The organism is Ligilactobacillus ubinensis, from assembly GCF_024160875.1.
Lineage (GTDB): Bacteria > Bacillota > Bacilli > Lactobacillales > Lactobacillaceae > Ligilactobacillus > Ligilactobacillus ubinensis.
This window is the reverse complement of the sequence record NZ_JAIULA010000021.1, coordinates 26,103-39,092: the sequence shown is the minus strand read 5'-3', so window position 1 is coordinate 39,092 and position 12,990 is coordinate 26,103. Positions and strand designations below refer to the sequence as shown.

Sequence of the window (12,990 nt, the reverse complement as noted above, 5' to 3'; positions counted from 1 at the left end):
AATTTAGAGCTTTACTTATTTTTTTAAGACTCGTCTTCTAAATTATAGTATATGTGCAAAATATCTGCATCAATTCAGGATAAACTTTTGAATGATTTCTGCAACACCATCATTATTATTATCATTTTCAGTTACATATTGTGCCTTGGCCTTTACAAAATCACGTCCGTTTTGCATACATACACCTAACCCGCTCGCCTCAATCATGGATAAATCATTACCATTATCACCAACAGCAATTACTTCTTCCATCTTAATTCCCAATTTTTCAGCTAACAATTGCGTTGCTTTGCCTTTAGTGGCATTGGTATCATTAAATTCAATATAACGATCAGATGAAAATGTAATGTTCAAATTTGCAGTTATTTTTTCTTCAATATAACTTTGCATTTCAACTCGCTTATTTTCATCTGAAATTTCAAACAACACTTTGACAATAGGTGTCTTTGCAAGCATCGTTACTTCTTCTTTAGGTTCTTCCCAACCATCAACTCTACCAGTTAAGTAATCACTATCTGTTTTAGTTGGATTCCATATATATAATTTGTCTACAGTATAAATATGTGTACAGTAACCCTTTTTATAACCTATTTCCCATAAAGCACGTGCTGTTTCAAATGGAATAGCTTGTGTCATTAAAACTTTTAAATCCGCATTTTCGACAATAGCTCCTCCATTAAATGAAATAACGTATTGCCCTTTTTTCTGCAGTAGTCCTAGCGTTTCTAAGTTATCTTGAATCGTTAAAAAGTTACGCCCTGTATTTGGCACAAAATAAACACCAGCTGCCACTGCTTTTTTTATCGCTGCTACTGTTTTAGGGGTTATTTCACGTTTATCACTTAATAATGTTTCATCCATATCGCAAGTTATCATCTTATACATAGTTGTATACTCCTTAAATTAATCGTTTTCACTCACATCTAATTTAGCTTATTTGTACCAATAAATCAAGTTATGCAGTTAACTTAGACCTAGACTAAAAATCTAAATACTTTTGACTTACATACTATTTGGTTTATAATATACTTAACATTAAGAAATATAAGAAAAATCAAGGAGCTTTTAAAATGACAACAACGCTCAAAATTCTAACAGATTCTTCTATTCAATTAACTCAGGAAGAAAAAGAAAATTATGATATTACCATTATTCCACTTTCTGTTGAAATTAACGGTCATAGCTATGTAGATGGTGAAGAAATTTCACGTGAAGAATTAGTTGACCAACTTCGTCAAGGAAATATTCCAAAAACCAGTCAGCCAGCTGTAGGACGTTTTGTTGAAGCATATGATTCCCTTGGTGCTGATGGTAGCGAAGTTATCGCTATTATGATGTCTGATGTTTTAAGTGGTACTTGTGAAACAGCTAAAACAGCTGCAAGTATGACCGATACCAAAGTTACTGTTATCAACAGTAAAGCCACTGACCGTGGACTAGCCTTTCAAGTCTTGGCTGCAGCTAAAGATATTGCTGCTGGTAAATCTGTTGATGATATTATTGCTCATTGTAAAGACATCCACCAACGAACAACAACTGATGTTTTAATTGATAATCTTGATTGTTTAGTCGCTGGTGGTCGCGTCAGCAAAATGGCTGGTATGCTGACTAAACTAATTAATTTAAAGGTTATTGTTCGTTTACGTGAAAATAGTCTAGATATGTATTCCAAAGGAAGAAGTCGTAAGCTCTTCTTAAAACATGCAAAAGAGATTGCTGAACGCCATTTAAGCAACCCTATCAAATCTATGAGTCTTTCTAATGTTGGAACAGATTCCGATTTTTTAAAGAAATTAGCCGATACCATTTTACCTGAGGGTAGTAATATTCGTCCACTTGAAGCGTTAACAAGTCCTATTATTATGACTCATACTGGTCTAAATGCTGTGGGTATTATTACACTTGCAGAAAAAGCAGAACCTGCAAGTAACAAATAATTGTTTACTTTCTAGTTACAAATAAATCTTTTCCAAAAAAAGATTTTTCTTTAAGAATTGTTTCTCTTTAGTTAAGCAATTCTTAAAGTATTAGCTCTATTATATGCTCATAACCTAGTAAAACAACTCTTTCATTTGCTCCCCCCTATAAGTAAATGAAAAACAACTATCTAATCCCCATTAGTAGTTGTGCCTATTCCTTTTGAAGATTGGGTTTTTCCCATCTTTGTGAGAGCTCAAGACTTTTGTCTTGGGCTTTTTTTGCGTTACCTTTTCTATAAATTCAAATCCATCTATCTAGAAAATACAATTCTCCATTCTTAACTATGTCTTTTAGTTATTGTATCTTGTAAATTATCAAAAACATTATCTGCATTCTTTCCAAAGTATTGAGCAGTAACCATATATAAACATTCTGTAATTGCTAATTGTGACGTCATCGAAAGAAATGCCTTAGATCTATAATGTAATGCTTTAGAGATTGAAAAGAAGCATACGTCTCCATAATTTGTTAATGTCGATTTAGGTGTACTCGTAATAATAATCATTGGAACCTTCTTTTTCTTCAATGTCTCAGCAATTATTAAAGTATCTTTATTACTGCCTGTGTGTGAAATAATAATGGCACAATCCTGCCCATTTAACTTTGAGGCTTGCATCAATGCCATATGATACTCTGTGTTATATAAAACCGGTAATGGTACTCGTAAGAAACGATGATATGCATCAAATGCAACAATATTTGAACCACCCATTCCAAAAAAAGATAGACTTCTTGCATTAACAATTAAGTCCCTAGCAAGATATAAATCCTTATCATCCATTAAATCAAATGTTTCTGTTAATGTCTCAATGTTGGCACTCAATACCTTTTTCACAACCGCTTTCGGCGAATCTTCTTCTGAAATCTCTTCTATTGCAGTCACATTCTTCTCTACTTGATTACTTAGAGCCCATTTAAATTGTGAGAAGCTGTGATATCCCATATCTTTAGCGAATCTCGAAACTGTTGCCAAAGAAACATTACTATTCTCAGCTAATTGCGCTAAAGTTTGTTCTGTTATTTGAGTTGAATTCTTAACAATATAATCAGCTAACCGTTTGCTACTCTCCCCCATTTTCGGATATTTTTTTATAATTCGTTCACTAATCTTACTTTCCATAATAGTTACCTCCTAAAAAAGTCTTGCAATGTAATCGATTTCATATATAATAGAGATGTAAAAAACATTCATGATTCTCTTTCTTATTATGATAATAATTTTCACAAGTTGATAATAATCAGAATTTTTTTACCATGTTTTTAAGAATTTTTTGCAAATGTGCTAAGTTTCGTGGGGCTTTCCCTGTTTGTAGAATATTCAAACCCACCACATTCAATTACTATTATACCTAATTAAGGAGTGATATAACTATGAAATTACTGATTGTAGCAATTGCTGTTTGTCTATTAATTTTCTTGATTGTAAAAGTTAAATTAAATACATTTATTTCTTTAATTGTAACTGCATTTTTAACAGGCTTAGTTTTGGGCATTCCCGTAGATAAATTGCCTACCGTCATTACCTCTGGGATGGGTGACCAATTAGGAGATCTTGCTGTCGTCTTTGGAATGGGCTCCATGATTGGAAAATTAGTATCTGATTCTGGCGGTGGTTATCGAATTGCGCATACATTGATCGCTAAATTTGGAAGGAAAAGAATTCAGCTAGCAGTTATCATAGCATCTTTTATTGTAGGCTTAGCACTATTTTTTGAAGTTGGTTTAGTCGTATTATTACCTATCATTTTTGTAATTGCTAATGAATTAGGCTTACCCTTATTAACATTAGCAATTCCAATGGCCGCAACACTAAATGTTATGCATGGCTTTATTCCTCCACATCCCGCACCAACGGCAATTGCTCAAATAATGCATGCAGATGTTGGAAAAGTAATCTTATTTGGAATTATTGTAGCAATTCCGACAGTTATAGTTTCTGGACCAATTTTTAATCATTTTTTGCACAAATTTTATCCAAAAGTGTATAGAATACAAAAATCAATTCCTGGTTTAGGTAACATAAAAAAATTTAAGCTTGAAGAAACTCCTTCTTTTGCAAGTAGTGCTTTAACTGCAATGATGCCTGTAATTTTGATTAGTATTTCAACAATTTTAAAATATCTTCTTCCAAATAACGAAACTAGTAAAGTCATTCAGTTTATTGGTAATGCTGATGTTGCTATGCTACTATCTTTATTGTTTGCATTGTATACAATGGGAGTTAGTCAAAAGAAAAAAATGGTTGAAATTGGCCATACACTTGAATCAGCAATTACACAAATTGCAGTTATGCTCTTTATTATTGCTGGTGGCGGTGCATTTAAACAGGTTTTAGTTAACGGTGGTGTAGCTCACTATATTTCAACTCTATTTACTAATATTAACATGTCACCTATTTTAGCAGCATGGTTAGTTACAGCTATTTTACGTGTTAGCCTTGGTTCTTCAACGGTCGCCGCACTTACATCTGCTGGACTTGTAACACCCTTAATTGCACAAACAGGAGTTGATCCTGTTTTAATGGTTCTAGCAGTGGGTGCAGGTAGCATATTTGCAGACCATGTTAATGATGCAGGATTCTGGATGGTGAAAGAATATTTCGGCCTATCCCTTAAAGAAACATTTTTATCTTGGACGACATTAACCTCCGTTATTTCAGTAACAGGGCTACTCTCAGTTTATGCACTTTCATTATTTATTTAATAATCAGTTTTGAAGGGAAGTTTTAAATTATGGATTATATTATCGGCATGGATATTGGCACTACAAGCACTAAAGGTGTTCTCTATGATACCTCTGCTAACGTTATAGCACAATCTAATCAAGAATATCCTCTGTATCGTGATGCATTTGGCATGGCTGAAGAGGATCAAGAAGAAATTCTTAATGCTGTTATTTATGTTTTAAAAAAACTAATCACAAATATCGATTTTACAGAAGACAACCTTCGTGCAGTTTCATTTTCTAGCGCTAATCAAAGCCTAATCGCATTAGACAAAAATCATGCTCCACTTACTAGAGTTATAACTTGGGGTGATACAAGATCAGCAAAATATGCTCAAAAAATTAAAGACTCCGTCGAAGGACAAGCTTTATATGAAAAAACAGGCACACCTATCCATCCCATGTCACTCTTGTGTAAGTTGGCTTGGTTAAAAAATGAACACCCTGATATCTATCAAAAAGCACAATACTATTGTGGAATTAAAGAATATATTTTCTACCGTCTTTTTGGTATCTGGCAAATGGATGTCTCTATCGCAAGTTGTACTGGTTTATATAACATCTTTGAAATGAATTGGAATAAGCCTTCCCTTAAACTTGCAGGCATTACTGCTAACCAGTTACCACCTGTAGTCGATGCCTATGCGCAATTTTCTGGTATGCGCCCAGAATACGCTCAATTAATTGGATGCCCACAAAAAACAATCTTTGTTCAAGGTGCATTTGATGGGGCATTATCTAACTTAGGTGTTGGTGCGTTTAACACTGGCATTGCTGCTGTAACAATTGGAACCTCAGGGGCTGTACGTGTTGTTACTGATCACCCTGTTATCGACCCTAAAAGTAGAATTTTCTGTTATGCAGTTGACAAAAAGCACTTTGTTGTAGGCGGACCTGTTAACAATGGTGGTGTGGTTTTTCGTTGGGCACGTGATAACCTCTTTGACGCAGAAAAAAGTACGGCGGACCTGTTACACAAAAACTCATATAATCTCCTTACAGAAATTGCTGAAAAGGTTCCTGCCGGTTCTGATGGTCTGTTATTTCATCCTTTTTTAGGGGGAGAACGAGCACCTATTTGGGATGCTAACGCACGCGGCTCATTCTTTGGCTTAACACAAATGCATACACGAGCTCATATGATACGGGCTGTTTTAGAAGGTATTGTTTACAACTTGTATACTGTTTTATTAGCCTTGGAAGAAGTTGTGGGCCAACCTAAAACAATTATGGCAACCGGCGGATTTGCGCGTTCACCATTATGGCGTCAGATGCTTGCAGATATTTTTGAACGACCTGTTACTATTCCAAAGGATTTCGAATCTTCATGTTTAGGTGCTGCCATTATTGCAATGAAATCAGTCGGACTAATTGATGATTTATCTGCTACTAAAAAATTTGCTGGAAAAACAGTCACATATAGTCCAAATTCAGATAACTATCCGGTATATCGAGAATTAATCAGCATTTATATTCGTTTAACTCGGCAATTAACTACCGAATACACTAATATTGCTGAATTTCAAAGAAAGTATGCAACTCAAAACAAAACTACTAAATAATACATTGAATATTTTTTATAAGTATAGAGGAGGATGAACAATATGCAAATTGGATTGATTGGATTAGGTAAAATGGGTTGGAATTTAATGGAAAATATGCTTGAAAATAAGATTTCAGTCATTACATTTGATGTTAATAAAACTACCTTAGCAAAAGTAACAGCAACAGATGCTGAACCAGCAGAAAATCTAGCTGATTTAGTTAGTAAGATGCCGACACCACGAATTGTTTGGTTAATGCTTCCAGCTGGTAAGCCAACTGAACAAACTATTTCTCAATTAAAAGAGCTGTTAGATAAAGACGATATTTTAATTGATGGTGGTAATTCATTTTATGTCGAGTCACAAAAACACGCCCAGTTTCTAGCACCAAAAAATATTCATTTTTTTGATGTCGGAACTTCTGGAGGTATGAGTGGTGCACGGAGAAATGGCAATTTTATGATTGGTGGTGAAGAACAGGTTTTCCCACGAATCAAGCCACTTTTTGAAAAAATTTCTGCACCAAATGGTTATTTATATACGGGACCATCTGGATCTGGGCACTACTTAAAAATGGTTCACAATGGGATTGAGTATGGTATGATGCAAGCTATTGGCGAAGGCTTTGAAGTTTTAGAAAAAAGTCAATTCAAGTATGATAATGAAGCTGTTGCAAAAATGTGGAATAACGGTTCAGTCATTCGAAGTTGGTTAATGGATTTGGCCCAACAAGCCTTTGCAAAAGACGCTAACTTAACTAATATAAAAGGGACTATGCATTCATCAGGTGAAGGAGCGTGGACAGTTCAAGAAGCTATCAAGTTACACGTACCAACTCCAGCAATTAGCAGTGCGCTAATGATGCGCTATCGTTCTGAAGAAGAAGATACCATGACTGGCAAAGTTGTTGCTGCTTTGCGTAATGGCTTTGGTGGTCATGCTATGGATAAAAAATAATACAACACCTTCTAAACTTAAAAACTGAGCTGTATTTCTATAGCTGTCTATTCTCAAATTAGAATAGACAGTTTTTTTATTACCATAATTAAGAAATTATATACTGTCGCAATCTGTTATTTAAATTTACATTTCATAGGTCTTCTATTGATTTTAAAAATATTAATTATTAACTATAGTTTATTGCATTTATTCGTTAAGTCTTCAGAAACAATTGCTGCTTTATTCGAAAAAAAATCTTATCTTCTCTCTAAAATTAATAGATGTTCTCAATTTATCTATTAGAAAGGGTGTTTTTTTGATAAACTCTGCGACTAAAACTAGTTCAGCACGCAAACATCTCTATGAAATCGATTTTATGCGTGTTTTTTTTACTTTTGGCGTATTATTTAATCACACAGTAAATAAATTCACTTCAGCTATGACTTCAAGTGACACGTATAATACTGTTCGCAGCTTAAGAGTAATGTTTCATTATACTAGAATGGGTTTTATTTTTATCAGTGGTGTGGTTTTAACCTTAACATACTTTAATCGTAATGATTGGCCTAATTTTTTTAAAAAGCGCCTTAATGGCAGTATCTGGCCATACTTAGCTTGGAATGCTCTTTTGATGTTAGTTATGCTTTTGGTAGGTAATGCTGACTATTCACTCAATGACTTTGGCAACCATTATCTAACCATCGTTATTCATGGAAGTAGTTTTTATCTCTATTACATGTTATTAGTTATGCAACTTTACTTAGTTTTTCCAGGCGTTGTCTGGATTTTTAAACATTGGCAAAATTCGCACACCAAAATCTTAATTACCAGCTTTATCATCCAACTAATGCTTGACTTTGGTGTCAAATTTGGAATGAGTCACCTAGATGTTTCTAATTGGCCTTATTGGTTCAAAGCTGTTAGCATTAACATTTTTGCATATCAATTTTATATATTTCTAGGTGTCTTTACCTGTTTGCATCATCAACGCATATACACTCTGATCAATACACATATTAAAAAAATTATTAGTCTAGCAATCATAATGGCTTTAGGAATGATTTTTTACTATCGTATCTGGAATCAACAAATACTTGGTCTTAGTGATGATAAATCTCTTTCATTACATCAACCATATATTATTTGCTATGACATTGTTATGCTTGGATTAATATTTTGGATTGGTAAAAAATATGCTACTTGGCATCAAAGAGGGTTGCCACAATGGTTAGAAACTTTCATGGACTATGCTGTCAAAGTCAGCTTTGGCATGTATCTGAATCAAACACTCGGACTATTGGCACTTAAATGGATTCTAGATGCTTTGGCTCCATCTAATTTGTTACTATTTATTTTAATCCCAGTTGGATGGATTTTTGTAATAACTGTTTCATTTTTATTCGCTCTGTTTTGTTATAAAGTCCCTCCTTTTGGTTTCTTAATCGGACGTCCAAATTGGCATCCTTTTAAAAAAGGGTTGTTCTTTTTCCCTCAGTTTTCTTCAAATAACACCAAATAATTTTTTCAAATATAAAAAAGTGAGCCCGAGACGAAAATCTCGGGCTCCTCTTATCTCCAAATAGTTGATATCAAAATATACGCTAAAAATCAACTAGTTGATTTTTTACGACATCAATACTCTCTATCCAGCCATCTTTTGTTCCGCTCGTTCTAACTTTATACTTAACATTTCAAGTATACATCAGTCAAGTTTGAGAATAATATCATTAAGAATATTCGATAACTCTGACGGTTTCATTTCTCTATCTTTCATTAACCAATTTATAAATAAACTGATGGCTCCTGTAACTGTGAATAACACTTCATAATATTCTTTCTTATTATTTTTATCTATCTTCTCAATTGTTAATACCCTATTGGTAAAAATATCCGTTAAGTTATCAATCAATTTATTTTCACTATTTTTTTTCACCAATAAATAAAATAATTCTTTTTGTTCAACTATATAATTTATCAGTTCCTCCATTAGTTGCATAAAATTTGAAGCTGCTGGTCCTTTGGGATACAGTTTATCAAAACGATCGGTTAATTCGTCCATCAACTCAATAACTATTTGTTCATAAAGATCATATACATCTGCATAGTGTAAATAAAAAGTACTCCGTGCTATGTCGGCATCTTTAACTATGTCGGCAACTGTTACTTCAGTAATATTTTTATTTTCTAAAATATTAAGAAAGCTTTTTTGAATCGCTTTTTTTGTTTTATTTATTCGCCGATCAGTATTCATTCATATCCTCCTCATGAATAGACAATTTTACTTATACTGTCTATTACTATACACGTTTTCTCAATGTGTGCTTCATATTCATTTACCTTAATACTATAATAGAACAGAATTTCTTGGATTTTAAGAGAGGAAACATTAATGTTATGTATTTTTATCAAAATCAAACATATATCTTAAAAAAATATAAATTTTCAAGAAATACTGTACTTTAATTGTTAAGAGATGGGAGAAATTCATATTGAAGAAACTATTTTCAAGTAAGCATACCTGGTGGGCACTTGGTTGGGCCGTCCTTTTAATTGTTGCGTTATTGCTGATACCACATATTACAACTAGTACAAGTAGCCAAATTCCAAGTAGCTATCAAAGTAGCCGCGCAACTCAAATTCAAAATAAATGGGGTTCAAAACAAAACAAAACCACTTCTGTTGCTGTCGTTTTCAACAATCATAATAAAGCATTGACTGCGACACAAAATAAGCAAATCAACAAGACAATAGAACGACTAAAGAAAAACAAGAATAAGTATCAAATCAAAGATATCACCGATGCTAAAGATACGCCATTAGTCAAATCACAACTAATCTCTAAAGATAAAACTACTCAAATTGTAGAATTATCAGTAAAGAAAACAAATTCACATACAATAGCAACTATCAAAAAAGAACTTACCAGTGCTATTCAAACAAAAGGTGTCAAAACCTACCTAACTGGTAGTGATGTTTTGGATCACGATTTTTCAGAATCCACTGAAAAAGGTGTAAAAAAGACAGAAATAATTGCTGTCATTTTTATTTTCGTTGTCCTCTTACTTGTTTTCAGATCACCAATCACACCTATTATTTCTTTATTAACTGTTGGTGTTTCCGGATTGATTTCTATCAGTCTTGTTACTAACTTAGTTAAGTACTTTGGTTTCCCATTTTCAAATTTCTCAGAAGTCTTTATCATCATCGTTTTATTTGGAATAGGAACGGACTATAATATTTTATTATACAACGAATTTCGTTCAGGCCTCACCAATGGACTGACTAAATCGGAGGCAACTAGGCAAGCACTAAAAGTAGGTGGTCGCACTATTATCTATTCTGGTGCATCTGTTTTAATTGGTATGACCACCTTGTTTTTTGCTAAGTTTTCGCTATATCGTTCCGCAGCTGGAATTGCTGTTGGTATAGCTATTTTACTTCTCGTTCTTCTAACTTTAAATCCCTTCTTCATGGAAGTTATGGGAGGAAAAATGTTTTGGCCCATCAAGGAATTTAAAGGCGAGAAAAATAGTACTCTCTGGCATAGTTTAGCCAAATATTCACTGCTAAGACCTATTCTAACAATTATTGCTGTTTTAATTGTTATTTTACCTTTAGCTTCACAAAGTCAAGGTCTCTTGAACTATAATGATGCTGATGAAGTTAGTAACAGTACTCCTTCCAAGATTGGCTTTAATTTAATTCAAAAACATTTTTCAAAGGGATTATCAGAGCCAACAACTATTTATATAAAAACCAATAAGAAATTAACGAAAGAAAAATATCTACAGCTAATTGATCAAGTTACTAATCAGCTTAAACATGTTTCTGGAGTTAAGAGCGTATTATCAGCAACTCAGCCCGGTGGTAAAAAAATAAAGAGTCTTTATGTTAGCAATCAGTTAAATAAAGTAACTACCGGTCTTGCCAAATCACAAAAAGGCTTAAGTAAAATCAGCAGTGGGTTAAGTTCCGCTAAAACCCAAATCAACAGTTCTAACATTCAAAGTAAAACATCCTCTGTTTCACAACTAGCACAAGGTTCTACAGAAGTTGCATCAGGAACTAGCGAATTAAGTAGTGGGATTCAACAAATTACGACTGCTATTAAAACATTGAATAGTAACCTAAGTTCAAGTATCAGCTCCCAAAGTAGTCAATTAAAATTATTAGAAGAATCACTACCTGAGTTAAACAGTGCAATCAATCAACTTAATCAAGAAGTTGCTAATAGCAGTTCAGATACAACAACATCTGATTCCTTAACGAGCATTGCAACTGCTGCAACTGATATCAAAGATCAGTTAACAAAAATTGATTCATCAATGTCTTCCCTAAGCAGTTCGGCTGTATCAGGCCAAACCTTAGTATCACAACTGCAATCTGCTGGTGCTAATTTGACCACTGACCAAATTCAAACAATAGAAAAAGTTGTTGAACAGAATAACACTGCACAATCACAAGCACTTTCTACTCTAAAATCATCATTATCTACCTCACTAACAAAAATTGGAACCGATACTTCAACGATTGGAAATGCAGATAGTACCTTAGCTACTCAGTTATCCAGTTTACAGACCTCTTCAAATAGCTTGAAGTCTGCTATTAGTCAACTAGCTACTAATTCAAATAAACTGTTACCATCTGCGGCTACTGCTATTACTCAATTAAGTTCAGGGCTTTCAACATTAAGTAGTAATACTAGCCAATTATATACAGCTATTTCCACAGTAAATAGTCAAACATCACAGTTAGTATCTGGTGCAAGTCAAGTTGCAACTGGTAACCAAGAACTTTCACAGAGTTTTACCTCACTAGCTCAAAAAGCCTTATCCCTTTCTTCAGGTTTAGGCAGTGCAAGTAGTGGTATTAATCAAGTAACTAGTGGTAGTAAAAGTATGAATTCTTATCTAACTGGTCTCAAAACAGCTACTGCTTCAAAAGTATACTATATTCCTCAAAAACAACTGCATAGTAAAGCATTTAAACCTATCTTGGATACTTACTTCTCAGATAGCAAAAAAATAACCCAATTAACTGTTGTTTTAAAAGCTGATCCAAACTCTGAAGAAGCTATTCAAACTTTAAGCAAACTTCAAACACTAGTTAAAGGTTCTTTAAAAGGTACTGTCCTGTCAAATGCAACGGTCGTAGCTGGTGGCTCAACTTCACGTACTAAAGATCTTAAAAATGTAGCTTCTGGTGACTTTAGCAGAACCGCTATCTTAATGTTAATTGGTATCTTGATTGCCTTAATGTTTGTAACTCGTTCGCTTATCCAATCAATAACGATTGAACTATTATTAGTTTTTGTTTACTACAGTGCTTTAAATATTGTTCATTGGTTGAGTAGTCTTATTCTAGGTCAATCAATGTTGACTTGGAATACACCATTCTTTGCTTTCATAATGTTAATTGCCCTAGGAGTTGATTATACTATCTTCCTTGTAATTAAGTTCCGTGAAGGTTTAGCAGATCCAATCTCTATTGACGCTAAAGTTTTACGTGCAACGTCCATCATTGGTTCAGTTGTTATATCGGCTGGCGTTATTCTTAGCGGTACTTTTGCAGCTTTAATCCCTTCAGGTGTATTAACCTTAGTTCAAGTTGCCTTGGTTGTTATTGTTGGAATATTGCTCTTAGTTCTCCTAATTCCAATTGTCATGCCTGCTGTTATGAAAATAACCTATCCAACACCTAGTTCCAAGTTAAATGATCAATCACATGAAAAAGAATAACTACTAATCTTTAATTTTAAAAATATAAATTAGGTTCGCAAAAGATATGTTTAGTCTAACTTTTG

9 protein-coding genes are annotated in these 12,990 nt (G+C 33.6%); 6 read left to right on the top strand and 3 right to left on the bottom strand.

Features of this window, described 5'->3' with window-relative positions; translation table 11 throughout:
- Positions 1–69: 69 nt before the first annotated feature.
- Positions 70–885 (bottom strand): Cof-type HAD-IIB family hydrolase, encoded by an 816-nt coding sequence (locus LB941_RS09810; RefSeq protein ID WP_253361683.1) that lies wholly within the window; start codon positions 883–885, stop codon positions 70–72.
- 185 nt (positions 886–1,070) lie between these two features.
- Here LB941_RS09810 and fakB point away from each other — a divergent pair, with 185 nt between their 5' ends.
- Positions 1,071–1,937 (top strand): DegV family protein, encoded by an 867-nt coding sequence (gene fakB / locus LB941_RS09805; RefSeq protein ID WP_253361681.1) that lies wholly within the window; start codon positions 1,071–1,073, stop codon positions 1,935–1,937.
- 320 nt (positions 1,938–2,257) lie between these two features.
- On the opposite strand, the gene LB941_RS09800 is transcribed toward fakB, so the two are convergent.
- Complete coding sequence (locus LB941_RS09800; RefSeq protein ID WP_253361678.1) at positions 2,258–3,100, bottom strand: MurR/RpiR family transcriptional regulator; 843 nt, start codon at positions 3,098–3,100, stop codon at positions 2,258–2,260.
- Positions 3,101–3,351: 251 nt separating this feature from the next.
- Between LB941_RS09800 and LB941_RS09795 the strand changes: the two genes are divergently transcribed.
- From LB941_RS09795 to LB941_RS09780, 4 genes are all read left to right on the top strand, one after another.
- Entirely contained in the window at positions 3,352–4,683 is a 1,332-nt protein-coding gene (locus LB941_RS09795; protein ID WP_253361676.1) for a gluconate:H+ symporter, read from the top strand.
- Between the two features lie 29 nt (positions 4,684–4,712).
- Complete coding sequence (gntK, locus tag LB941_RS09790) at positions 4,713–6,266, top strand: gluconokinase (RefSeq protein WP_253361674.1); 1,554 nt, start codon at positions 4,713–4,715, stop codon at positions 6,264–6,266.
- A gap of 42 nt (positions 6,267–6,308) precedes the next feature.
- A complete protein-coding gene (gnd, locus tag LB941_RS09785) occupies positions 6,309–7,205 on the top strand; it encodes a phosphogluconate dehydrogenase (NAD(+)-dependent, decarboxylating) (RefSeq protein ID WP_253361672.1) in 897 nt (298 codons plus the stop codon).
- Positions 7,206–7,503: 298 nt separating this feature from the next.
- Entirely contained in the window at positions 7,504–8,706 is a 1,203-nt protein-coding gene (locus LB941_RS09780) for an acyltransferase family protein (RefSeq protein WP_253361670.1), read from the top strand.
- A 183-nt stretch (positions 8,707–8,889) separates the two neighbouring features.
- Here the strand turns inward: LB941_RS09780 and LB941_RS09775 are convergent, their stop codons facing one another.
- Positions 8,890–9,438, bottom strand: a complete 549-nt coding sequence (locus LB941_RS09775; protein ID WP_253361668.1) for a TetR/AcrR family transcriptional regulator — start codon at positions 9,436–9,438, stop codon at positions 8,890–8,892.
- A gap of 238 nt (positions 9,439–9,676) precedes the next feature.
- Here LB941_RS09775 and LB941_RS09770 point away from each other — a divergent pair, with 238 nt between their 5' ends.
- Positions 9,677–12,925: an MMPL family transporter gene (locus LB941_RS09770; protein WP_253361666.1), complete on the top strand. Its 3,249-nt coding sequence runs from the start codon at positions 9,677–9,679 to the stop codon at positions 12,923–12,925.
- Positions 12,926–12,990: the final 65 nt, after the last annotated feature.

Excerpts from the sequence above, each read along its gene's own strand:
- LB941_RS09775 (WP_253361668.1), bottom strand. The coding sequence starts at position 9,438 with ATGAATACTGATCGGCGAATAAATAAAACAAAAAAAGCGATTCAAAAA.
- LB941_RS09810 (WP_253361683.1), bottom strand. The coding sequence starts at position 885 with ATGTATAAGATGATAACTTGCGATATGGATGAAACATTATTAAGTGAT.
- LB941_RS09800 (WP_253361678.1), bottom strand. The coding sequence starts at position 3,100 with ATGGAAAGTAAGATTAGTGAACGAATTATAAAAAAATATCCGAAAATG.
- fakB (WP_253361681.1), top strand. The coding sequence starts at position 1,071 with ATGACAACAACGCTCAAAATTCTAACAGATTCTTCTATTCAATTAACT.
- gntK (WP_253361674.1), top strand. The coding sequence starts at position 4,713 with ATGGATTATATTATCGGCATGGATATTGGCACTACAAGCACTAAAGGT.
- LB941_RS09795 (WP_253361676.1), top strand. The coding sequence starts at position 3,352 with ATGAAATTACTGATTGTAGCAATTGCTGTTTGTCTATTAATTTTCTTG.
- gnd (WP_253361672.1), top strand. The coding sequence starts at position 6,309 with ATGCAAATTGGATTGATTGGATTAGGTAAAATGGGTTGGAATTTAATG.